Source organism: Pseudoalteromonas sp. SR45-1, from assembly GCF_014163655.1.
Lineage (GTDB): Bacteria > Pseudomonadota > Gammaproteobacteria > Enterobacterales > Alteromonadaceae > Pseudoalteromonas > Pseudoalteromonas distincta.
Window position 1 is genome coordinate 66,156 of the sequence record NZ_JACJDR010000013.1, and the last position, 24,655, is coordinate 90,810.

Below are 24,655 nucleotides of genomic sequence, written 5' to 3' on the forward strand. Positions count from 1 at the left end.
TTAAAAAATGGTAATTAACAATAAGTTATCGTTCAACAAGAAAACCGCGCTCAGTATTGCTATCACTGGTATATTGGCAAGCGGAAGCGTTGCAGCTCAAGGCGCTGAAGGCAATACGCCTACAGTAGTAAATGAAGATGTTGAAGTTATCGCAGTAACGGGTATCCGCAGCAGCTTACGTTCATCAATGTTAGATAAAAAAGCATCTAATGTTGTTACAGACGGGATTAAAGCAGAAGATCTTGGTAAATTTCCTGATTTAAATGTAGCAGAGTCTCTGCAACGTATTACAGGTGTAGCAATTGACCGCAGTGGTGGTGAAGGCCAAGCGGTAACTATTCGTGGTTTTGGTCCACAATTTAATACTGTACTTGTTAATGGTCGTCAAATTGCGACAGACAGTGCAGGTCGTGAATTTAATTTTGATGTATTAGCGGCAGATCAAATCACCGGTGCTGATATTTATAAAAGTAATACAGCAACGCTTCAAGAAGGCGGCATTGGTGGTACGGTTAACGTAACTACAGCACGCCCTTTTGATTTTGGTGGTTTACATATTTTAGGTTCAGTTAAAGGTATGTACGAAAGCCTTTCTGAAGAAGTATCTCCATCAACATCATTTTTAATAAGTAATACGTTTAACGATGACAAGCTAGGTGTGCTTTTTGCCATCACTAATCAACAACGTAAACTTCAAAATAACCAAATTTTAACGGCAGGTTGGCGCGGTGGCCAAACAATATCTAACCCAACTGATGGTGTATTGTTTGAAAATGCCTACATTCCACGTAACTGGGACCAAGTAGTTGATGAGCAAGACCGTGAACGTACAAACGCAAGTTTAGTACTTCAATATGCACCATCTGACGATGTTACGATTACGGTTGATGGAATGATTTCAAAATTTGAAGTTGATTCGTCAGTGCGTGATTTAGCATCTTGGTTCGAACCAGACCGTGTAGGCAGCGCAACAATTGATGCTGAAACGGGTACGCTTTTAACTTTCTCTCAAGAAGTTGGCTTAGGCGCACCAAGTGGCGACCCTGCAAGCGACTTTGTATCACATACACGTAACTCACGTGACGTAACTAATAAAGCATTTGGTATTAATGTAGATTGGCAAGTAAACGAGTCACTAAAAGCAAAATTTGATGTATCTCGCTCAACAGCTGAAAACGACCGTGCAGGTAATGATCGTTTTAACGTAGTGGGTATTATTAACAGCTATACTTTTGACGGTACAGGCAGCATTCCTACCGTACAGCATGATGGCTTTGAAAATGGTTCATTGCCAGATCCAAGCCTAGCGCGTCTTCACTACAACGAAATTGGTAATCAATTTACCGATGAAGATGAAATCACTGAAGTAAAAGCCGATTTTGAATACGTGCCAGATAAAGGCCCAGTAGAGCGTATTAACTTTGGTGCTTATCGCCAAGAGCGTGAAAAATCTAGCTTCCAAATTTTTGGTAGCCAATGTCAATTTTGTGGTTACGGTACACAAGCACCGCTTGATGAAATTGATTTTGAAGCATACACAGCGAGTAATTACTTCCCTGGTTTGATCGATACATTTTATAGCTACGATGGCGATAAAATGCTTGATTACTTAGCCGATCAAGGTTTCCCAGTAGAGCCAACGCTACAAAATAACCGTTACACAATTAACGAAGACATCACTAGTTTATACATGGACTTTACGCTTGGTTTTGATTTAGCTGATATGCCAGTAACCGTTAATATGGGTGCTCGTTACTCAGAAACTGATATTGAAGTTGCTGCAATACAAAGCTTTATTAGCGATGTAGTTCCAACTTCAGATGCGACATTGTTTGCTAACGTATTTGGCCCTGCGACTAATATTGAACAAGGTACTAGCTACTCAAACTTACTGCCGTCTTTCAACGTTAAGCTTGAGCTACAAGATAATATGATTTTACGTTTTGCCGCGTACGATAGTATTACTCGTCCAACTATGTCTCAGTTATCTCCAGCGACAAACTTTAACGAGCCACGTCGTCAAAACTTAACGGCAAGTGGTGGCAATCCAGCACTTAAACCATTTCAATCAGAAAACTGGGATATCTCTTACGAGTGGTACTACAACGATGCTAACTTATTTAGCTTTGCAGTATTTAGTAAAGAAGTTGACGACTTTATTGTTACGTTAACGGGTGCAGAAACATACGAAATGTCTGACCGTTCAGGTCCTGATTTTGCGTGTACTACATGTACAGACCAAACAGATGACGAACTTATTGGTAGCTCAGAAGTTTACACTGTAAGCCGTCCTCAAAATGGTGAGTCTGCAACCGTAACAGGCTTCGAAGTGGGTGTTACTCACATGTTTGAAAATGGCTTTGGCTTTATTGCCAATGCGACTGTAGTGAATAGCGACATTAGTGTAGGTGATGATACAACTCAAACATTTGCACTTGAAGGTTTGGGCGATTCACAAAACTTAGTATTGTTTTATGAGCAAGACAACTGGCAAGCACGTGTTGCATTTAACAACCGTGAAGGCTTTTTACGCTTAGTTGATAACGGCTTCAATGGTGAACCAGTGAACGTAGAAACGTACGGCCAGTGGGATATTAGTGCAAGCTACGATATTAACGAAAACTTCACTATTTTTGCAGAAGGCATCAATATCACTGAAGAAGAGTTAGTACAAACAGGTCGTTTTGCTAACCAAATTTATTCAGTGGAAGATAATGGCTCACGTTACGCGTTTGGTATTCGCGGATCGTTTTAATTAATGTTTGAGGCGAACTTCTCGCCTCTTGTTTCATTGCAGTACATTAGTGCTAATACCAATTAGGTTAATTTAACAGTAATGTATATTAGTTAACCTAATTGGCTAAAATGAAGCCACATTAAATCCAAATGCCCTACCGGGCATTTGTTGTATAAAACGTTATCAAAGATACTCAAAGAGTAGTCCATTATGAATAAAACAATAAAAACAATCGCAGTAATTGGTGGCGGCACAGCAGGATGGTTGAGCGCTGCAATTATAGCTTCGTATCACCAAGGTAAAAATGGTGATGGCTTAAAAGTGATGTTGGTTGAATCGTCAGATATTCCAACAATTGGTGTAGGTGAAGGTACCTGGCCCACGATGAAAAACACACTTCAGCAAATAGGTTTGCGTGAAGTTGATGTATTTAAAGCCTGTAACGCTACCTTTAAGCAAGGTGGTAAATTTGTAAATTGGACGCACGGCAACAACGACTTTTACTACCATCCATTTACTGTACCGCTAGGCTACGGCCGCATAGATTTAGCCCCTTATTTAGATAATGTTGAAGACTTTGCACAGCAAACTAATTTTCAACATGATATTTGCGAAGCAAGCTTAGCCCCAAGAGGTATAGCGCAAGGTGAATATCAAGGTAACTGTAATTACGCTTATCACTTAGATGCCGGCGCTTTTGCAGAAATGCTTAAACAACATTGTAAAAGTAAGCTTGGTGTAGAGCATATTATTGGTACTGTTGATCAGGTAAAACTTGATGACGATGGTGCAATAAATGAGCTTACTCTAAAAGATCAAACCCGCATTATAAGCGCCGATTTATTTATAGACTGTACTGGTTTTTCATCATTGTTATTAGGCCAAGCGCTCAACGTACCGTTTAAAAAAATGGACCACGTGCTATTTAACGACAGCGCACTGGCGATGCAAGTCCCTTACGATGAAAACGATGACTCCTTAGCCAGCCATACCATAGCAACAGCGCAAAACGCTGGATGGATTTGGGATATAGGTTTAACGCATCGCCGTGGTGTAGGGCATGTATATTCAAGCAAATTTTTATCAGACGATGAAGCAGAGCAAAACTTACGAAACTATTTAGGCGATGCTGCAAACGGTTTAACTGCCCGTAAAATTAGCTTTGAGTCGGGCTACCGTGAGAAGTTTTGGCATAAAAACTGTGTTGCAGTGGGTATGTCAGCAGGGTTTGTAGAGCCGCTTGAAGCAACCGCTATTATGCTTGTTGAAATTTCAGCACGCTTTGTAGCAGAGCACATGCCAGCAGATACACAAGTAATGCCTATAGTAGCTAAACGCTTTAACGAGCAGATGGATTACCGCTGGCAGCGTATTATCGACTTTTTAAAGCTGCATTACATGCTAACCAAGCGCCCAGAACCTTACTGGCAAGCACATGTACAGCCCAATACTATTCCACAAACCCTGCAAGAAGATTTACTGCTTTGGGGAAGCCGTGGCCCGCTAATTCAAGATTTTCATGGCGCATTAGAGTTATTCCCAGCCGCCAGCTACCAGTACGTTTTATATGGTATGGGCTTCAAACCAGACTTTACTAAACAGGCTTATTTGTATTCACAAGACGCGCAAGCCAAACAAATAATTGAACGTAACAGCCAGCTTACACAGCAGATGTTGCAAACTTTGCCGCCACACCGCGCTTATATTGAGCAGTGGTTAGCGGCTAACCCAGTTTAAGGATGTGTAACTATGGCTATTAGTGAACTAGTAAACACCAAACACCAAACATTAAAAATTAACCCTAATGCAGGTGTTGAATATGCAAAAACGCAGCATTTAGTTAATTTAAGAGCTAACGAAGTGGCAAAAGCAGCCTGCGACTTACCTATTTTTTTAGCACGTAATACACAAAATGGTAGTTATACCGTATCAGCGTTAACCAGCTTTAGTGCAGGTCAAAGTTTATTGGTTAATAACAACCAATGGCAGGCACTTTACACACCGGTATGTATACAAACTCACCCTCTTTATTTAATGACCCGTGAAGCAAATAGCAGCGACTACTTTATTGCGATTGATGATCAAAGCTCAGCCGTAAATACGCAGCAAGGCGAGGCACTATTTGATGCTAAAGGTAAGCCAAGCTTATTTTTAAATTCACAGCAAAAGCTACTTGAGAGCGATTTAAAAAATGATTATCAAACGTATCAATTTACCCAAGAAGTAGCGCGCTTAGGGCTTATTAAAAACATAGATATTGTATTGCAGTTTGAACAAGGCGAAATCCAAACTATTCAAGGTTTGAGCACCGTTGATGAAGACAAACTGCAAACTTTAGATAGCGATACCGTTGCAAACTTACACAAGCAAGGTTACCTAAGTGTGCTTAACAGTATGCTTATTTCACTGTTTCAGTTAAATGCATTGGTAAAGCTGCACAACCAACGTCCCGAACTTATGCCTTTAAAGCAAATTAAGTTAGAACTAAGTCGAGATGCGCATGCGCTGTAGCGTGCACTTTTTTATTACACAGACATTGCGCGTAACGCGTAGGAGACACACACATGTCAGATAACATTTTACAGCTGGTGGTTTTTGTTTTTGTCACCGCTTTAATTGGTGGCCTTACTTATTGGAAATGCCGAGGCCAAAATCGCAATAACGGACAAAGCCAAACCAAAGAGTATTTTTTAGCGGGCGGTGGCCTTACTTGGATGTTTGTTGCAGGTTCAATCACATTAACTAATTTAAGTACTGATCAGCTTGTAGGTATGAATGGTAACCAAATGGCTTTGCTTGTTTGGTGGGAGCTTGCGGCGATTATTGGCTTAATTATTTTAGCCAAAGTGTTTATTCCTGTTTATTATAAATACAACTGTACAACGACCACAGAGCTTTTAGAAAAGCGCTATAACAACAAACATATTCGCGCTGTTATTGGGGGATTATTCTTTTTAGGTAATGCACTTATTTACATGCCAGCGGTAATTTACTCAGGTGCGCTGTTTATGCAAACCATGTTTAAGGTTGATATTCCGCTAATGTATATTGCCACCGCATTTGCCATTGTAGGTGCTATTTATGCGTTTTTTGGTGGTCTACGTGCAGTTGCAGTGTCTGATACTTATAACGGCTTACTGGTACTGAGTATGGCTGTTTTAGTGGTGTTTTTAGCACTAAATGCGATTGATTATGACTTTACGGGTATTCCTGAGGAGCGCTTAACACTCATCGGCGATGCTGATTCACCTATTCCATGGCCAACACTTTTAACCGGTATGATCTTTATTCAAATGTATTACTGGGGTACTAACCAAACAATTACGCAACGAGCCATGGCTGCTCCTAATGTTAAAGAAGCGCAAAAAGGTATATTTGCCGCAGCGGGTATTCGCTTTTTAATCGTCCCTGCCATTGTGGTATTACCGGGTATTATTTCGTTTAAACTTTATGGTGATATTGGCGACGCTGCTTATGGTCGAATTGTGGGTGATGTAATGCCAGTATGGTTAACCGGTGTGTTCGCAGCGGCAATGGCAGCAGCAGTGCTGTCTACTTACAACAGCTTATTAAATTCAGCTACAGCACTATACGTGTGTGACATTCACGAAGCTTACTTTAATAAAGAGCCAAGGGTTGTAAAGCTAAGCGGTTACGTAACATTGCTACTAACAAGCTTAACACTGGTACTTGTACCAATTTACCAGCAAGCAGACAGTATTATTAACTTGCTACAGCAATTAAACGGCTTATTAAGTATGCCTATATTCTCAATTTTTGTAGTGGGCTTATTATTTAAAAATGTTGATGCACGTGCAGGTATTGCAGCAGTAATTTTAGGTGTTGTAATGTACGGCATGCTTACGTTTGCAAACTCACCACTACATACTGACATTCATTACATTCATTTAATGCCAATTACACTGATTGTATGTGTAGCTTTTGCATTGATAGTAAATAAAGTGGTATTTGGTTTGAATGCGCAGTGGGCAGGTAAAACACCGGCACTTGATGACGCAGGACAAGTACAAGTACAAAAATAGATTGTAAATAGTTTAAGCTGACAAAATCGGTCATGGGGCAACTCTGGCCGATTTTTTATATATATTAAAAGCAATAACAGAATTTTAAAGTAAAGGTTAGTTTAATAACTTTTATTACAGTGGTACTTCCAGTGAGTTTATCTGACTATTTGCGATGTAAAGACTATCAAAACCTAATTTGTATGATATATACTATTATTATTGAGTGTCACCATCTGATAGATTGTGGCTCAAGCAAAGAGATACATTTAGTAAATAGTGTAGCTTACTAATTTTCGTTATATTTATAACTCACACAATGAACAAGAGGATAGGAAAATCATGGCCGACACTAAATCATTTTATCGATTAGACAGTGTAAACAGCACCGTTATTTTCGACTGCCAGAGCAAAACACCGGCGTTACTGTACTTTGGTAAACGCCTATCTGAGCAAACAACAGAAACAATGCTTACTCAGCTTGCTACCCGTCAAGAGGTAAAATGTGCCGTGGTTGAAGAAGCGCCTATTTCTCTATCTCCTTTATTAGGCGAAGGCTTTACTGGCGCGCCAGGGCTTGAGCTAGTAAATGATTCAATCGCATGGTCAGTTGGGCCAGAGCTTCAAGAAGTGCGTCAGCCTTCAAGTGCGACTGTTGAGTTTGTAAGTGTAGATAAGCTTCGTGGTATTGAAGTCGTGCACAGCATTACGCTTGACAACAACAGTGACGTACTAAGTGCACATACTGTATTAACTAATTTAGGTGACTCACCACTGAGCGTTAATTTTTGCGCCGCGCCAACATTTCAATTGCCAGATAGCGTAAGCAAAATAGTGAGCTTTGAAGGTCGTTGGTCAAACGAATTCCAGCGTCAATCTGTTGATTTAGTGCTTGGGAGTTTTGTACGCGAAAACCGTAAAGGCAAAACATCACACGATGTGTTTCCTGGTTTATTAGTGCATAACGAAAATGCAGGCGAGCAACACGGCGAATGTTACGGCTTTCATTTAGGTTGGAGCGGCAACAATAAACTACGTGCAGAGCTTTTAGCTGAAGGTCGTCGTTATGTACAAATGGGTGAGCTACTACTTCCTGGTGAGCTTACGCTTGCTAAAGGTCAAACGTATCAAAGCCCGAGCATTTATGGCTCGTTTTCAAGTGAAGGTTTTAGTGCGCTTTCTCGTAATTTCCATCGTTTTGTTAAAGCTAATTTACTTAGCCAAGCTCAACGTGAAAAAGCGCGCCCTGTGCATTACAACACGTGGGAAGGTATTTACTTTGATCACGACGTAGACACGCTTAAGCAACTAGCCGACAAAGTAGCGCCGTTAGGTATTGAGCGTTTTGTACTTGATGATGGCTGGTTTAAAGGCCGCCGTGGCGACAATGCAGGCTTAGGTGATTGGACAGTAGATTACAAAATTTACCCTGATGGTTTATCGCCAGTCATTGATCATGTTAATAGCTTAGGTATGGAGTTTGGTATTTGGTTTGAACCAGAAATGGTTAACCCAGATAGTGATTTATACCGCGCGCATCCTGATTGGGTTTTAGGCTCAGAAAATAACGAGCAGTTAAGCTTTAGAAATCAGCTAGTACTTGATTTAACGCGCTCTGAGGTTGTTGAGTACCTATACAAAGCGATTGACGATATTTTAGTTGAATACCCAACTATTAAGTACATTAAATGGGATATGAACCGCGATATTAACCATGCGGGTAATTTTGATGGCAAGCCTGCTGTGCATCAGCAAACATTGGCACTTTATCGTTTAATTGACCGTATTAAAGCGGCGCACCCTGGTCTTGAAATAGAAAGCTGTTCGTCAGGTGGTGCACGTGTAGATTACGGCGTACTTGCACACACAGATCGTGTATGGACGTCAGATTCAAACGATGCGCTAGATCGCCTTGAAATACAGCGTGGATGTTCTTTCTTTTTCCCATCGTCGGTTATGGGTGCACACGTAGGCCCACGCGATTGTCATATCACAGGGCGTAATGTAAGTATTGAAATGCGTGCTGCGGTATCAATGTTTGGCCACATGGGAATCGAAATGGACCCACGTGAACTGACCGATCACGAATACAATGCACTTAAAGCGGCAATAGCACTACACAAAGAGCATCGTGAGTTTATTCATGCTGCCGATTTATACCGCCTAGATAGCGACGATTTATCAATTAACTTTGGTTTAATTGATGCGCAAAAAACAAAAGCGTTATTTGCCTATAACAGCGTTCGCGAAACACCGCGTACAGCGCCTAATAAGCTTCGTTTTGTTGGCCTAGATGCCGATGCGCAGTACACACTTAATTTAGTGTGGCCGGTAAAATTTGAAGAGTATCGCCCATCTTCTATTGCTGCGGTAAATGGTCAAACATTTACAGGTGAAGCGCTAATGCAGTTTGGTTTACAAATGCCAATTTCATTCCCGCAAACATCGCTTATATTTGAGCTTAATAAAGCTTAAATTTAACTAAGAGCAGTAAAGGGCGAAAATCGCTTTTATGCTGCTCTATTGAGATATCAGAAGTCAGCTCTATATTGTTTAGAGCTGACTTTTTTATATCCTTAGTAAGCTAATTTAGTAAATTAACTTAGTAAACTCAAAAATATCGAAAATAGAGTGGTTACGCTTGCGCGTAATTTTGCTTATTACCCAACCAACGTTGAATTAGCGGGTCAACAACCTCTGGGTGTTGCTTAAGCATTTGCTGTGCAATCGGTCTAACTTGGTTGAGGATGTGCTTATCGCGGGTAAGATCGGCAATTTTAAACTCGGCTAACCCTGTTTGTTTTGTACCGAGTACTTCACCAGGGCCACGAATTTCTAAATCGCGCTCTGCTATCACAAAGCCATCGTTACTATCGCGTAGTACACCTAATCGCTTTTGAGCGGTATGAGACAGTGGTGCGTGGTATAAAAGCACGCAATGCGATGCAGTAGCGCCACGGCCAACTCGCCCACGTAACTGATGCAGCTGTGCTAAGCCTAAGCGCTCAGGGTTTTCTATAATGATTAAGCTCGCATTAGGGACATCTACACCAACTTCAATAACCGTCGTGGCAACTAAAACATGTATATTACCTGCCTTAAACTCGCTCATAATGGCTTGTTTTTCAGCTGATTTCATTCGCCCATGTACTAAGCCTACGTTTAGCTCTGGTAATGCTTCTTTTAACTGCAGTGCGCTGTCCTCCGCTGCTTGGCATTGCAGTACTTCAGATTCATCAATAAGTGTACACACCCAATAAACTTGGCGGCCTTGCTCGTTACACGCTAATTTAACGCGGGCAATAATATCGTCTCTGCGAGTATCAGGAAGTGCCACTGTTGTGATTGGCGTACGTCCAGGTGGCAGCTCGTCAATCACAGAGGTTTCTAAGTCGGCATAGGCGGTCATGGCGAGTGTACGTGGAATGGGTGTTGCGGTCATGACTAGTTGATGAGGGTAACAATCACCAAACTTACCTTTTTCACGCAGTGATAAACGCTGGTGGACACCAAAGCGGTGTTGTTCATCAATAACGATAAGCACTAAGTTATTAAACTTAACTTCATCTTGAAATAAAGCGTGAGTACCTACAATCATTTGCGCTTCACCAGAGGCTATTTTTTCAAGTGTTGCTACGCGCTCTTTGCCTTTTGTTTTACCGCCAAGCCAAGCAACTGTTATACCTAGTTGATTAAACCACGTTGTAAAATTAACACCATGTTGCTCTGATAAAATTTCAGTAGGAGCCATTAAAGCGACTTGAAAGCCCTGCGCAATGGCTGTTAGTGCACTAAGTGCTGCTACTAGGGTTTTACCAGAGCCTACATCGCCTTGTACTAAACGCATCATGGGATACGCGTGTTGCATGTCACCTTTAATTTCAGCAACTACGCGGCTTTGCGCATTTGTGGGTGCAAAAGGAAGTTGCTCTAAAAATTGGCTTTCTAATGTGTTTACCGGATTTAATGCCACGGCTTTCACTTGTTGCCCTTGCTCTCGCACTTTTAATAAGCTGAGGTTTTGAGCAAGTAACTCCTCAAATACAAGGCGCTGTTGAGCAGGGTGAGTACCTTGCTCTAATGCAGCTACATCAACATTATTTGGTGGGCGGTGCAGTAATAATAAGGCGTCACTTAGCGGCATATTTGATGGCTGCCACTGTGAAGGCAGTAGTTCTTCTACTGAGTATTTATTTAGTAAATCAATAGCCTGTTCGCTTAAAGCTCTAATCGATAGTTGCTTTAAGCCTTCGGTTGTTGAATAAACGGGCGTTAATGTTGTCGCTACCGGCTGCTCGTTAGAGGTATCGCTGATGCTGTATTCAGGATGACTCATTTCAAAGCCAACACGGCCACGGCGCACTTCACCAAAACAACGTATTATTTTACCAGCGCTAAATGCGTTTTTTTGTGCAGCGGTAAAATTAAAAAATCGTAGTGTTAGCCTGCCAGTACCATCATTGATTTGGCAAACAAGCATGCGCCTTTTTCCAAACGTGATTTGGCTTGTTTCAATTGTTGCTTCAACACTCACGTGGCTATGTAGTGACAACTCATTAATCGCGTATAAGCGAGTGCGATCTTCATAGCGAAGTGGCAAATGAAAAAGCATATCTTGCACAGTTAAAATACCTAGCTTTAACAAACGCTCAGCCATTTTTGGGCCGACCCCTTTGAGCTCTGTAATTGGGTATTGATTTAAGCTAGGTTTAGACAAATTATATCAATCTTATTATTTGTGAATAAGTTAAGTGTACTTACAGAGCTTTAGTCCATCAAGTATGTTTTAAAGCTTGCCAAAATTGCTCGTCAGCGACTATTTCGCCGTTTTCATCAAGTGCAGGATAAGGTAATTTTTTTTGTTTACACTGCCTTGCGATAATAGGGTGGCAGCCTTCAAAGTAAAGTGGATGTTTAACTTCGGCGCTCAACATATCTCTATTATATAAACCAGCCAGCTCGCGTTGGCGCTGTGCTTCAAACAATATTAGCGCAGCAGCAACTGAAACATTTAGTGATTGCACCATGCCTTGCATTGGAATAATAATATTTTGATCGGCATATTCTAGGGCTTTTTCTGATATCCCTGTTTTTTCTTGTCCAACAATAATAGCCGTTGGCTTGGTGTAATCTACTTCTCTAAAATCAACGGCATCTTCTGATAAGTGAGTCGCTAATATTTGTATTTCTGGATTGCGTTCACGCATTGCAGTAACTGCATCATCAATATTTCTATGTAAGTGCGTCTCTAGCCAGTTTTTACTGCCACCTGAGGTATTATTTGTTAGCCATTTTTGCTTTTCAGGCCATACAGCATGTACGTGATGACAACCAACCGCATCAGCACTTCGTACTATTGCAGATAAGTTATGGTGTTTGTGCACGTCTTCTAAGCACACGGTTAAGTCTGTTTGACGGCGCGAAAGTACGTCTTCGATTCTTTGATAGCGAGTTTGCTGCATGGTTATCCTCTTTTTTCGGCAATTATACGAGATTTTTGCAGTTAAGGCATTACCGTACGGCTAATTGGATTTTGTAGAGAAATCAGTGTTTCTGTTGATTGAATGGCTTCTATTGCCTGTATTTTATTAATCAGCACATCTTGTAAGTGATCAATAGATTTTGTCATTACCTTTATAAATATACTGTAGTTACCTGTTGTGTAATAAGCCTCTACCACTTCCTCCAATGCTTCTAGCTTTATAAGTGTTTGTGGGTAATCACGTGCGTTATTTAAATTAATACCTATAAAACAACACACATCGTAGCCTAGCTGTTTAGTATTAATCGTTAATTGGGTGCCTGTAATGATTCCTGCTTGCTTCATTTTTTCAATTCTTACGTGAATTGTCCCAGCGCTTACATTAAATCTTTTTGCTAATTCGGCGTACGCAGTACGGGCATTTTCCATTAATGCATGAAGTATCTGTTTATCGAGATTATCGATTAAATAATTTTCCATTATATTTTTCTCATAAAATTATCGAATATATGATTTTTATACCACTTAATTGATGGTTTTAATATGTTAAGGCTATTTTTATTATGGGATATTGAATTAATTCATCAAATCGTTACATTAACCTCATTAAAGGCGCTCATTAGGGCGCTTTTTATAAATTAAGCAAGTAACAATAACTGGGAATGAGGCCAATTATTATGAGTTCACACTATGTGCAGCAACAGCAGCAAATAAGTAAAGTTAAACAATTTTTTTCACAGCAACTAGAAACCCAACTTGGGCTGGTTGAGATTCAAGCCCCTATTTTGGCTAAAGTAGGTGACGGCACGCAAGATAACTTAAGCGGCCATGAAAACGCAGTTGCTGTAAATGTAAAAGCGATTACAGATAGCCGCTACGAAGTGGTGCATTCATTGGCTAAGTGGAAACGTAAAACACTCGCAACTTATGGCTTTGGTGTTGGTGAGGGTATTTACACTCAAATGAAAGCTTTGCGCCCAGATGAAGATTCATTAAGTCCTATTCATTCTGTATATGTTGATCAATGGGATTGGGAAAAAGTAATTAACGAAACCACAGAGCGTTCGCTGGCAACACTAAAGCAAACTGTTCAATCTATTTATAAAGGGATAAAAGAGACGGAAGCTTTTGTAAGTGAGTCTTATGGTTTGACGCCTTTTTTACCGGAAGACATTAAGTTTGTGCACAGTGAAGAGCTACGTAAAATGTACCCTGACTTTAGCGCTAAACAACGCGAAAAAGCCATTGCACAAGAATATGGTGCTGTATTTTTAATTGGTATTGGTGGCGCGCTTGGTGATGGCAAAATCCATGATGTAAGAGCCCCAGATTACGATGATTGGTCTACGCCGACATGCGAGCAATACATGGGTTTAAATGGTGATATTTTAGTATGGAACCCAGTACTTGAAGACGCTTTTGAAATTTCATCAATGGGTATACGCGTAAGTCCTGAAGTTTTAAAAGCGCAGTTAAGTACAACTGGAGATGAAGACCGCTTAGAGTTTGATTGGCATAAAGCGCTACTGCAAAGTAAATTTCCGCAAACAATTGGCGGTGGAATAGGGCAGTCGCGCTTAGCTATGCTCTTGCTACAAAAGCAGCATATTGGTCAAGTACAAGTGGGTGTATGGCCGCAGCAAACACATGCTGAGGTAAGCGGTTTACTTTAAATGTGAATAAATTTGAGTGCTCAATAGAGCACTCAGTTATTAGCTTGTTTTGAACTCTATTTCAATTTTGTTATTCAAAAGTTTAACGTTGCACGGAGGGTAATTGCGGATTGTTTTGAGTACTTTATCAAAAATATGAATCTCTACACCTGAATGTAAAACAGAATTTACCGCTAAATTAGCGTCGTTAAGTAAATCGTGTAAGTCGTGATCTAAGTTTGAAAGACGTTTTTCTAATTGCTCTGCCTGCTCACAATAATGCTTTTGAGTAGCACCAATTTTAGTAATTAATAGTTTTTTCTTTTCGGCATCCTTCACTAAATCAGTTTTTTCTAGTGCTGCTTGCAACGTGTCTAGCTGTGCATCTGTTTTAGCTAAGTCTTTAAAGCAATTATCAGTATCAGCGGTTATTTCGGCGCCAGAAGCCGCTAGGTTAATAATCATTTTAGCGCCTGATTCATTCCCTATTTCGCCAGCAATGAGGGTCGTTGCATCGAGTATTTCGCCACCAAATATTTTACCCTTAGGTAAGTCGGATTGACCAACTTGCAGTAAGCGTTTAGCTTTCATTACACAGTGGCTTGTTTGGCGATCAATAAAAATATTATTTGCTTCTAGGTAGCAATACTGTGAATGAGAGACGTGAATATCACCTTGCGCAATAAGCTTACAAGACAGTGATTGTTCGTCGGCTTTTTGATGGCCAATAATGCCTTGTTTAACGGTGATGTTTCCGCCTGCGGTAAGCTCTCCTGATTCAACAGTGCCAAATATAGTAATATCGCCTTTGGCTGTTACTTTCATTCCAGGGTCTATATTGCGGGTAACAATAACACTTCCTTGAAAGTCAATGTGGCCGCTTTTTACGTTTACATCTGAAATGGTAAAAATATCGTCGACACGCATACCATTATTAATTTCAACCGGAACACCTGCAATAGTAGAGACTAGTTCAAGCGGATTTAGCTTTGATATTTCGGTGCCTTCGCCTGCTACTAATTGTTTATTTTCTCCGGGTTTTGCGGGCAGTATGTCACCTATTACGGTGAAGCCTTCTTTACCAGGGGTTGCTGGTTGTTGGCGAATAAGCACAGAGCCTGGCTCTACGCTTGCAAGCTTGCCAAAGTCGCGCATATCCACGCTGCCATCTTCTTTGAGCTTGGGGGTTTTTAAACGGTCTTTTAAAGTCTCTACGGTTGTTATTAGTTTAGTGGCCAAACCATCACTTGGTAGTCTGCCTTTAGCTAATACTCCCTTAACGACAGAACCCGCTGTATGTTCAAACTGTTTTTGCAGTAGCAACTCTAAAAATGCTTGCTTATAGCCACGCACAATTCCTGCTTTAACGAGTTGTTTTTTTGCATCTTCTAAACTTAATAATTTTCCGCCTTGGGCAAGGGTTAGCTCGCCAATGGCCAACATTTTATCGTCGCTAATTGTTACATTTAAAGTGGCATTGTGTTTTGTTGCTACAACCAGAGTGTGTTGTGTGTTTTCGTTTTTAAAAAAATCATTAATAGCGTCATGATCTATTTTGCAGTCGCAAAAAGCTGACTTTTCGAGAGCCTCTAAAATAAATGCAGCGCTGGGAGGAATATGTTCTTTTACATCAAGTAAAACATTTCCATTGTTGGCAAGCTTAAACACGAGTTAATCCTTTTTTACTACTTAAGTTAAGTTTGTTTTTTAAAACACAACTACAGATTGCTAGAAATTTACATTTGAGTCAAGAAGTCACAGAGAACGAAGTGCTAAGAGGAAAAAAAAGGCTATAGAGAGGCTCTATAGCCTGTAATACTTAATTGGTAGAAGGAAGTTCCATTATTCCATCTATTTCAACTTGTGCACCTTTTGGAAGTGCACGAACACCTAATGCAGCTCTCGCTGGGTAAGGTTGCTTAAAGTATTGGCTCATCACTTCATTTACAGTAGCGAAGTTAGATAAATCAGTTAGATAAATATTTATTTTCACTAAATCTTGAATTTGCCCGCCAGCTTCTTCACATACCGCAGTGATATTTTTAAATACCTGATGCGTTTGCTCACTAAAGTCTTCTGAAATCATTTCCATCGTTTCTGGCACTAATGGAATTTGACCAGATAAATAAACAGCGGTGCCTACTTTAACTGCTTGGCTGTAAGTGCCAATGGCAGCAGGTGCTTTGTCGGTAGAGATAAATGCTTTATTCATGTGTTTCCTATTTTACTTTTTACGATAGACTTTTTGTACATCAGGCATAACGCGAATGCGGCGCATAATGTTAGCAACGTGGATACGGTTTTTAACGGTAACCCCTAAATCTATCACGTATAAATTACTTTCTTTTTCATCGGTGGTTATTTCTACAATATTGGCTTGGGTTGTAGTAACAACATTGGTTAATTTAGCCAGAGCCCCCTGATGATTAATAATTTCAACTCTCAGAGCTGCAATATATTCTTTCTCTGGGTTATCGTCCCATTTTACAACTAAGTATTTAGAGCGCTCATTTTCCCAGCCACGGATGTTTTTACATTCTTGGCGGTGAACGGTCAGGCCCTTACCTTGGCTTACATGAGCTGTAATAGCATCGCCAGGTACAGGTCGGCAACACTTGGAGTAATTAACTAGCATGCCCTCAGTACCAATAATGGTCGCTTTGGCTTGGCTGGTAATATCAGTTAAGTCGTCACTGTCATTTTGTAACAGGCGTTTGGCAATTAACATGCTCATTAGGTTACCAGAGCCAATTTCTACAAGTAATTCAAGAAGCGTTGTTAGTTCGTGCTCCTCAAGTACTCTCGCTATATTTTCATCAGCAATGCTATCTAGTTTGTTTTCACCTAATGCTGAATCAAGTAAGCGGCGCCCTAAAAGCATAGCTTCTTCATGATGCTGGCTTCTAAGGTAGTTACGAACGCCCAAACGCGCTTTACCAGTAACAATAAAGTTTAGCCATGTTGCATTAGGGTGAGCGCCTGAGCTTGTTATTATTTCTATAGTTTGCCCTGTATCTAAGGGCCTACTTAAAGGGTGCGGCTTGCGATTAACGCGAGCGCCTACGCAGGTGTTGCCTACATCTGTATGCACGGCATAAGCAAAATCGACTGCGGTAGCACCCATTGGTAGCTCAACAATACGCCCATCTGGTGTAAATACGTAAATTTCTTCTGGGAATAGCTCAGTTTTTACATTTTCAATAAATTCAAATGATGAACCCGCACTTTGCTGAAGCTCTAATAAGCTCTGCATCCACTGGCGAGCACGTTGCTGCGAAGTATTACCTGCGCCATCACCTGCTTTTTTATACATCCAATGCGCCGCTACACCTTTGTCGGCCATATGATCCATATCATGAGTACGAATTTGAATTTCAACAGGTATACCGTGAGGACCAACTAATGAAGTATGAAGCGATTGGTAACCATTTGTTTTTGGTACTGCAATATAATCTTTAAAGCGTGTTTCAATAGGTTTATAAAGACTATGAGCTACACCTAATACACGATAACACGTATCCATAGAGTCAACTGCAATTCTAAACGCGTAAATATCCATAACTTCGTTAAATAGCAGTTCTTTATTAAGCATTTTTTTATAAATACTATATAAATGTTTTTCACGGCCTGACACAGTTGCTTTAATGCCTGATTCTTCAAGACGTGCTTCTATTTCATGTTGGATATTAGTAATAACTTCTTTGCGATTACCGCGTGCTTTAGCAACTTCCGATTTAAGTGCGCGATGACGCATAGGATATAAAGCTTGAAAACCTAAGTCTTCAAGTTCATTTTTAATATCGTGAATACCTAAGCGGTTTGCAATTGGTGCGTAAATTTCTAGTGTTTCACGCGCTATTCTGCGGCGCTTATCTGGGCGCAATGCGCCTAAAGTACGCATATTGTGTGTTCTATCAGCAAGCTTAATTAAAATGACTCGAATATCCTGAGTCATTGCCATAATCATTTTGCGGTAGTTTTCAGCTTGGAATTCTTTTTTATCTTTAAAGCTAAGCTTATCGAGCTTACTCACACCTTCAACTAGCTCTGCAACAGTTTCGCCAAATATCTCGGCTAAATCTTGTTGACTAAAATCAGTATCTTCAATTACATCATGCATTAGCGCGGCCATGAGCGTTTCATGGTCAAGATGCATGCCTGCAAGAATTTGGGTTACTTCTACTGGGTGCGTTATGTAAGGTTCGCCACTCGAGCGAGTTTGTCCTTCATGGGCCTCTCGGGCTACCACGTAAGATTTTTGAACCAGCTCTACATCAGCAGCGGGCAAGTATTCTGAGATTTTCTTTTTAAGACCTTCAAAAAGATACATTCACACTCCAATGTTCTAGGGCCTGTTGACCTTTCAGGATTAAAATTTGTTCAATCTAGGGGCGATTTAATTGTGGCGCGAGGTTTTTAGCCTAGCGGGCTAAGTAAAAATCGAGCAACAAAGAGTAAAGTGCCCCTAGGCAGAACCCTTTAGGCAGCGCATGTTTTGCATTTATGCTGCGTTATCGCCTATTTATGGGGAATAACCACACTACATAGGCTCTGCCTTGCCTAAATACCAAACATACTACTGCAAATTTAACCTCGAAAGATAAACAGCCCTAGTGAAGTAAATTAGGTAAGCTACGAATATACGATGAAAAGAGAGGATTGCCAACGGCTATAGTAGAAATACTGCGCCGTTGGCTAAATCAGACCGGGAGGTCGATTATTGGTTGCCACCAACAATAGCGGCAACAGCAGCTAATTCAGCTGCTTCTTGGTGTTGTTGTTCTTCACGGTCAATTAAGTCCATTGAAGAGCTATCAACTAAACCTAATTCAATTTCACGTAAAGCAACTACCGTTGGCTTATCGTTTTCAGGGTCTACTAGTGGAGTTTTACCACCAACAGCAATTTGGCGGGCACGACGAGCCGCAACTAAAATTAAGTCAAAACGATTACCAACTGCATCTACTGCATCTTCAACTGTTACGCGGGCCATCACAGCACTCCAAAAATAATTTAAATCAAAGACGTAGTTTACTGCAAGCAGCCACTTTCGCCAATAGCCAGTGTTCAATTTTTATCAGTTTTACTTGTCTAAGCCTGATTTAAATAGACTTAAATTATTTAAGCAGGCTATTTAGTAAAACTTGATGGCGTTCTTCTTGCGCTTTTAGGGTTAAGCGCTGAGCCATTACAATCATTTCTATGTCGCCAAGCGCGCTCTCAAAGTCATCATTAACAATTACATAGTCGTATTCGTTATAATGTGATGTTTCAGATTGTGCTTTTGCCATACGAGAGGCAATAACCTCAGCCGAATCTTGGCCACGATTATTTAAGCGTTGCTCTAACTCTTCTTTTGAAGGAGGTAGTATAAAAATAGTTTTCACGCTTGGCATTATTTCGCGCACTTGTTGCGCGCCTTGCCAATCAATATCTAAAAACACATCAATACCCGCATCAAGTTGCGACTCAATAGCCTGCTTTGATGTGCCGTAGTAATTGTCAAACACTTGGGCCCATTCAAAAAAGTCATCTTTGGCAATAAGCGCTTTAAACTCATCTGTAGATGCAAAGTGATAATGCACACCATTTTCTTCGCCTGGGCGAGGGGCGCGAGTTGTATGTGATACAGATACTTTCATATCAGCGTGTTTTTTTAATAACGCATTGATTAAGCTTGATTTACCAGCACCTGAAGGGGCTGATAAAATAAATAAGTTACCGCGAGTTTGTGCCATGCTTTTCTCTACCTAAAAATAAACAGGCTTGGATTACAAGTAAACCAAGCCTTTAATTAACTGCATTGTACTTTAATTAGCTCACCTTGCTCAAGTTAGACGTGCTCAAGTGAGCCATGTTCAAATTGAAGTGGCAATGTTTTACCAAGTTAGACTTTAAATAAAATTACAGTTTAAAATTGCCAACAGAACTAGCCGCTAGATATAACTATTTGATAAGGTGAAGTATCACCTATTAAAGGAGTCTTTATGCTTAATAAAACCTTATTTACCGCACAACAAGTAAGAGATAATGAAGCTTTAGCGGCTAAAAATAGTCATTGCGATTTATTTACCCTAATGCAGCGAGCAGGAGAGGCTGTATATAAGCAATGGCAGTTATTTGATGTACAGCATACATTAGTCATTGTTGGCCATGGTAACAACGCTGGAGACGGTTACGTTGTAGCTAGGCTTATTATGCAATCAGGTAAAAAGGTAACAGTATGCGCTGCTGAACCCGAAAAAACATTAAAAGGTGATGCTGCAAAAGCGCAGCAGCTATGGAGAGAAGCGGGTGGGGTGGTTTCTCATTTTACAAAAGATGCTCTTAATGAGTGCGATATCGTTATTGATGCGCTCCTTGGTACTGGGCTTAAAAGCGCAGTGCGCGATAATTTTGCGAATATAATTAACGCTGTAAATAACAGTGGTAAGCCAGTAATAAGCATTGATATTCCATCAGGCATTGAAGCAAATACAGGACAGCCTTTAGGATGCGCAGTACAAGCTACTTCAACCGTTACTTTTGTGGGTATTAAGCAAGGGCTCACAACGACAGCAGGTAAACAATATAGCGGTAAGTTAATATTTGATGATTTAGCAATTGGCGATGCATTTACTTGTATAGCGCAATCATCAGGAACCTTGATAAATATTAATAGCTTTAAAGGAATAGCCACGCGGGCAATTAATAGTCACAAAGGAAGCCACGGTAAACTTTTATGTGTTGGTGGCAATCAAGGTACTACAGGTGCAATTAGGTTAAGTAGTGAAGCAGCTCTTAGGACGGGTGCTGGCATGGTAAGAGTGTATACACACGAAAGCTCAATAACGCCTATTAGCATTGGCAGACCAGAACTTATGGTGAGCAGTAATAACTTACATCAAGCGCTAGAGTGGGCAAGCTGCGTTGTTATTGGCCCAGGGCTTGGGCAAGACGAATGGGCACAGCAAACATTCGATGAAGTAATGCAATATTGCCAAAACAATAAAATGCCATTGGTTATAGATGCAGATGCCCTTAATTTACTCGCTAAGCAAGCTTCATCATACACGTTAGAGCAATGCGTACTTACGCCACATCCCGGCGAAGCCTCTAGACTGCTAAGTGTTAGCATCAGCGAAATCGAATCAGATCGTTTTAATTATGCCCGCCTTTGCGCCAAGCGCTATACCGCGACTTGTGTATTAAAAGGGGCTGGAACATTAATAGATAATGCTGAGCAAACGTGGGTATGTGAAGATGGCAACCCGGCATTGGCCGTTGGCGGCAGTGGCGATGTACTGACTGGTATTATTGGTGCCTTACTTGCTCAAGGTTTAACTGTTGATGAAGCAGCACGCTATGGTGTAACACTGCACGCTAAAGCCGGTGATATCGCAAGTGAGCGAGACGGGCAAAGGGGAATGCTACCCAGTGATTTATTCCCAGTTGTAAGAGAGTTAATTAATAAAGTGACGTGAGTTTAAGCGTCACTTTATCTTGCTAATTATTAAGCTGTAGTAGATCCCATTTTGTACCATATAAATCTTCAAAAACCACTACGGTGCCATAGGGTTCTACTCGAGGTTCTTCGTTAAATGTAACGCCTTTAGAAAGCATTAAATTATAATCTCGCCAAAAGTCATTGGTATGCAAAAATAAAAACACGCGACCACCTGTTTGATTACCAATAGCACTCATTTGTTCGGGCGTTGTGGCTTTAGCAAGCAGTAGATTAGTCCTGCACGAATTAGTTTCGTTTGAATTAGCCCCATTTGAATTTGGAGGTGAAATTAACACCCAGCGTTTACCCTCACCTAAGTTAGTATCCTCAACTAATTCAAAATTTAGCTTTTGAGTATAAAACTCAATGGCATCGTCGTAGTCCTTAACAACTAATGCAATGCTGCCGATATGCTGTTGAACGTTAGTCATGTTTAGCTCACTCCGTACTATTAAATAAATGTGCTTTTTATCATATTTAGTAAACGATTACGCAGGGTATATGCCCGCAGTACGTAATATGAATTAACTTACGAGTTCGTCTTCATCATCGGGTGGATCACCTGAGTCTTCTTTGCGTTTTCTTTGTTCTTATTTTGCTTTTTGTACATTTTCGTATGTAGGCGGTGGGATAGGTATAATAGAAATAAGCGGAAAGAATGCTAAAAATAAATAAGCCCCTTAGACATACTTTTACCCCACGTGACCATTTTGAGCATAGCCCAAACTACGAATGAAAATAACCCAGTCACAAGAGCAACAAAAACAAAGAAGATGAATATTTCGTTATTATTTAATAAATCCATTTAATATAAATCTTAGTTATACGTAACTTAGGTATGGGTATAAATTAAACAATATCAATGATTTTTATTCTAAAAAGCAAAAAACCAGCCGAAGCTGGTTTTTTATATAAGCGAGGTGCTTAAACGGTGATGTTTATGTCGGGTAAGGAGCAATCATTACTGATCACCCCTCCCCTAAGAACCGTACGTGCGAGTTTCCCCGCATACGGCTCAAGCCTTCATAAGTCCATACCAGAATACAGACCAGCAACTTACTGAGTTATTGACTATTCCTACCCTTAACATTATTATCAGCTCGTTTTGACAATCATTGTCCTTATTTTGGAGAAAGTGGCGGACTCAGGCCATATCTGTTTCTTAGCCATGGGTGTAATCGGTTCGAACACTACGTGTATGAACCTCTATCCCCGCCGAGTTCGAACGCGGAACTAACCGTGAGCGAAACTCAAACTTTAACCCCAAACTAAAAGGAATCAATAAATGACAATTGAGCTGAAAGTCAAGATAGACCCAGTGTTAGTCATTATCGCGTTTAAAATCGCTTTAATGTTGCTGTAAGTTGGTTATTAGGGGCAGAGGCGCCCCTTTTATTTAACTTACATTAACATGCAATTGCCTATGACAATTAGGGTGCAACAACACTAAGTTACTCAGTTCATCACTACCACCTTTTACCTTTTCAACAACATGGTGAATATTCCACTCTGTTGTTTTGGTAATTGGATGGCGGCACATGGCACAACATTGTTGTTGTCTGAGCCAAAGCATTAACAATATTCGTTTACCTTGCATTGAGTCTCTCCAAATTCGCTCTTGGCGCTTTTCAAAGTATTCCTCGAATGCTAAATCATACGGATTTGCCTCTGCTTTCACCTTAATGTGTCGCTTTATCGGTATATCATTGGTGTATAACAACCTGACAATTTTATCGTCAGGAATAACACCTGAAAACGTCCAGTTTCGTGGCCCCATTGATTTAAAGTATTTAGCTTTAATCCAGCGTTTATGACGATTGTTATGTCGTCGTCGGCACCACTGCCACAATAGTTTCCACACTCGATAGTCCACATAATTAAAGGTTTCCTTCGCCACTATATGACGATGGTAGTTAGCCCAACCCCGAAGAATTGGATTTAACTGACTAATCAGCAATCCTGCTGTTGTCGTCTTTTGACCTTTAACAAGTTCGCGAACTTTCCCAAGCACATTTTTTACGCTTTTCCGGCTAGGCTTGATTAACATCTTACCATTGCTGTATTTACGTAAGTTTTGCCCAAGAAAATCAAACCCATCGTCTATATGCGTTATCACCGTTTTCTCTGGTGACAACGTAAGCCCTCGTTCTGCCATAAAGGCTTCAACTAAGGGCTTAACTTCATTTTCAAGCAACTCTTTCGAGATACCTGTGATAATAAAGTCATCGGCGTACCTCACATAATTGATCTTAGTCTTGTAGGCGGCTTTCGTGTTTTTCTTCCCAAAATGGGCGTATAACACATCTTCCAAACCATCAAGTGCTAAGTTAGCCAACACAGGAGAAATAATTCCCCCTTGTGGTGTACCCGCTTTCGTTGGGTTTAACTTACCGAATTCAATGAATCCCGATTTCAACCATTTTCCAAGTACTTGTTTATCCAACACTACATTGGCAAGTAACCAGTCATGGCTGATGTTATCAAAGCAGCCCTTGATATCTCCCTCTAACACCCACTCTGCCGAGCTTTTACGACTTAAATTGACAAAACATTGTTCTATCGCATCAGCCGTAGAGCGCATTGGTCGAAAGCCATAGCTATTACGATCTGCGGTGGTTTCCGACACTGGTTCAAGTGCTAACAGGTATAACGCCTGCATAGCCCTATCTAACATGGTCGGTATTCCTAAAGGGCGACGTTTACCGTTGCTCTTTGGAATATAAATCCTCCGCAATGGCTTAGGCTTATACCCTTGCCGTTTTAATCGAGAAATAGCCTGCCATTTACAATTTGGCGTACTCCATAACTCCCTATCGACACCAGCAGTCCTTTTGCCTCGATTCTCAGTTACCCGTTTAACCGCTAAACATTTAGCCGCAAACGAGCGCACCAACATCCGTTGTAAGGCTTTCACCCTACGCCACTGTTGCTGCTTAGTCGCCTTCGCGATCCGTACTTGTAGCCCTCTCACCTGGAGCTCAACTGAATACCAATTAATGGTATGCCAACTTTGCGCCTGATGGGAGAACGCAGGTACAACAAATGCCGTACTCATCTTGCTTTTCTCCTGTTAGTTATGACCTAACAAGAACAAGACACAACTATCCCCTAACGGGAAGAATTGTTTCTCATCCCGTTAGGATCAAATTAAAGACGGCTTTACACGTCTATCTCACGATTAAAGACCAGTTGGAAGTAAGCACCGTTTCCAGTTAGCGCATTTCGCACCTATCTAAATCATTACAATCTAGCATTCGCTTTTTCCAACCTCCTTTA

17 protein-coding genes are annotated in these 24,655 nt (G+C 40.7%); 7 read left to right on the plus strand and 10 right to left on the minus strand.

Annotated features, from left to right (window positions below; all coding sequences use genetic code 11):
- Positions 1 to 7 precede the first annotated feature (7 nt).
- The 5 genes from H5089_RS14065 to H5089_RS14085 all read left to right on the plus strand — a co-directional run bounded on the left by H5089_RS14065 (position 8) and on the right by H5089_RS14085 (position 9,234).
- Positions 8 to 2,755 (plus strand): TonB-dependent receptor, encoded by a 2,748-nt coding sequence (locus H5089_RS14065; protein WP_182692448.1) that lies wholly within the window; start codon positions 8 to 10, stop codon positions 2,753 to 2,755.
- Between the two features lie 192 nt (positions 2,756 to 2,947).
- Complete coding sequence (locus tag H5089_RS14070; protein ID WP_154903749.1) at positions 2,948 to 4,474, plus strand: tryptophan halogenase family protein; 1,527 nt, start codon at positions 2,948 to 2,950, stop codon at positions 4,472 to 4,474.
- A 12-nt stretch (positions 4,475 to 4,486) separates the two neighbouring features.
- The gene (locus H5089_RS14075; RefSeq protein ID WP_182712472.1) at positions 4,487 to 5,248 is read left to right on the plus strand and encodes a SapC family protein; all 762 of its coding nucleotides are present in this window, start codon (positions 4,487 to 4,489) and stop codon (positions 5,246 to 5,248) included.
- A gap of 53 nt (positions 5,249 to 5,301) precedes the next feature.
- Positions 5,302 to 6,780 carry an SLC5 family protein gene (locus H5089_RS14080; RefSeq protein WP_182712473.1) on the plus strand — a complete coding sequence of 493 codons (1,479 nt, stop codon included), beginning with the start codon at positions 5,302 to 5,304 and terminating at the stop codon, positions 6,778 to 6,780.
- Positions 6,781 to 7,101: 321 nt separating this feature from the next.
- A complete protein-coding gene (locus H5089_RS14085; RefSeq protein WP_024595829.1) occupies positions 7,102 to 9,234 on the plus strand; it encodes an alpha-galactosidase in 2,133 nt (710 codons plus the stop codon).
- A 160-nt stretch (positions 9,235 to 9,394) separates the two neighbouring features.
- Here the strand turns inward: H5089_RS14085 and recG are convergent, their stop codons facing one another.
- From recG to asnC, 3 genes are read right to left on the minus strand one after another with little or no spacing between them, the layout of a single operon-like run.
- Positions 9,395 to 11,476 (minus strand): ATP-dependent DNA helicase RecG, encoded by a 2,082-nt coding sequence (gene recG, locus H5089_RS14090; RefSeq protein WP_182712474.1) that lies wholly within the window; start codon positions 11,474 to 11,476, stop codon positions 9,395 to 9,397.
- A 58-nt stretch (positions 11,477 to 11,534) separates the two neighbouring features.
- Positions 11,535 to 12,221, minus strand: a complete 687-nt coding sequence (trmH, locus tag H5089_RS14095; RefSeq protein ID WP_007580009.1) for a tRNA (guanosine(18)-2'-O)-methyltransferase TrmH — start codon at positions 12,219 to 12,221, stop codon at positions 11,535 to 11,537.
- Between the two features lie 41 nt (positions 12,222 to 12,262).
- Positions 12,263 to 12,721: a transcriptional regulator AsnC gene (gene asnC / locus H5089_RS14100; RefSeq protein ID WP_024595831.1), complete on the minus strand. Its 459-nt coding sequence runs from the start codon at positions 12,719 to 12,721 to the stop codon at positions 12,263 to 12,265.
- Positions 12,722 to 12,918: 197 nt separating this feature from the next.
- Between asnC and asnA the strand changes: the two genes are divergently transcribed.
- Entirely contained in the window at positions 12,919 to 13,914 is a 996-nt protein-coding gene (asnA, locus tag H5089_RS14105; RefSeq protein WP_182712475.1) for an aspartate--ammonia ligase, read from the plus strand.
- Positions 13,915 to 13,953: 39 nt separating this feature from the next.
- Here the strand turns inward: asnA and H5089_RS14110 are convergent, their stop codons facing one another.
- The 5 genes from H5089_RS14110 to gmk all read right to left on the minus strand — a co-directional run bounded on the left by H5089_RS14110 (position 13,954) and on the right by gmk (position 19,631).
- Positions 13,954 to 15,561 carry a DUF342 domain-containing protein gene (locus H5089_RS14110; RefSeq protein ID WP_024595833.1) on the minus strand — a complete coding sequence of 536 codons (1,608 nt, stop codon included), beginning with the start codon at positions 15,559 to 15,561 and terminating at the stop codon, positions 13,954 to 13,956.
- Positions 15,562 to 15,712: 151 nt separating this feature from the next.
- Positions 15,713 to 16,105 (minus strand): RidA family protein, encoded by a 393-nt coding sequence (locus H5089_RS14115; RefSeq protein WP_002958826.1) that lies wholly within the window; start codon positions 16,103 to 16,105, stop codon positions 15,713 to 15,715.
- A 12-nt stretch (positions 16,106 to 16,117) separates the two neighbouring features.
- A complete protein-coding gene (gene spoT, locus H5089_RS14120) occupies positions 16,118 to 18,223 on the minus strand; it encodes a bifunctional GTP diphosphokinase/guanosine-3',5'-bis pyrophosphate 3'-pyrophosphohydrolase (protein ID WP_002958827.1) in 2,106 nt (701 codons plus the stop codon).
- 387 nt (positions 18,224 to 18,610) lie between these two features.
- Positions 18,611 to 18,886 carry a DNA-directed RNA polymerase subunit omega gene (gene rpoZ, locus H5089_RS14125; protein ID WP_002958829.1) on the minus strand — a complete coding sequence of 92 codons (276 nt, stop codon included), beginning with the start codon at positions 18,884 to 18,886 and terminating at the stop codon, positions 18,611 to 18,613.
- A gap of 124 nt (positions 18,887 to 19,010) precedes the next feature.
- A complete protein-coding gene (gene gmk, locus H5089_RS14130) occupies positions 19,011 to 19,631 on the minus strand; it encodes a guanylate kinase (RefSeq protein WP_024596677.1) in 621 nt (206 codons plus the stop codon).
- A 249-nt stretch (positions 19,632 to 19,880) separates the two neighbouring features.
- Here gmk and H5089_RS14135 point away from each other — a divergent pair, with 249 nt between their 5' ends.
- The gene (locus tag H5089_RS14135; protein ID WP_182712476.1) at positions 19,881 to 21,356 is read left to right on the plus strand and encodes an NAD(P)H-hydrate dehydratase; all 1,476 of its coding nucleotides are present in this window, start codon (positions 19,881 to 19,883) and stop codon (positions 21,354 to 21,356) included.
- Positions 21,357 to 21,378: 22 nt separating this feature from the next.
- Here the strand turns inward: H5089_RS14135 and H5089_RS14140 are convergent, their stop codons facing one another.
- Positions 21,379 to 21,810 (minus strand): VOC family protein, encoded by a 432-nt coding sequence (locus H5089_RS14140; RefSeq protein WP_182693855.1) that lies wholly within the window; start codon positions 21,808 to 21,810, stop codon positions 21,379 to 21,381.
- Between the two features lie 965 nt (positions 21,811 to 22,775).
- Entirely contained in the window at positions 22,776 to 24,434 is a 1,659-nt protein-coding gene (gene ltrA / locus H5089_RS14145; protein ID WP_182712477.1) for a group II intron reverse transcriptase/maturase, read from the minus strand.
- Between the last annotated feature and the right edge of the window lie 221 nt (positions 24,435 to 24,655).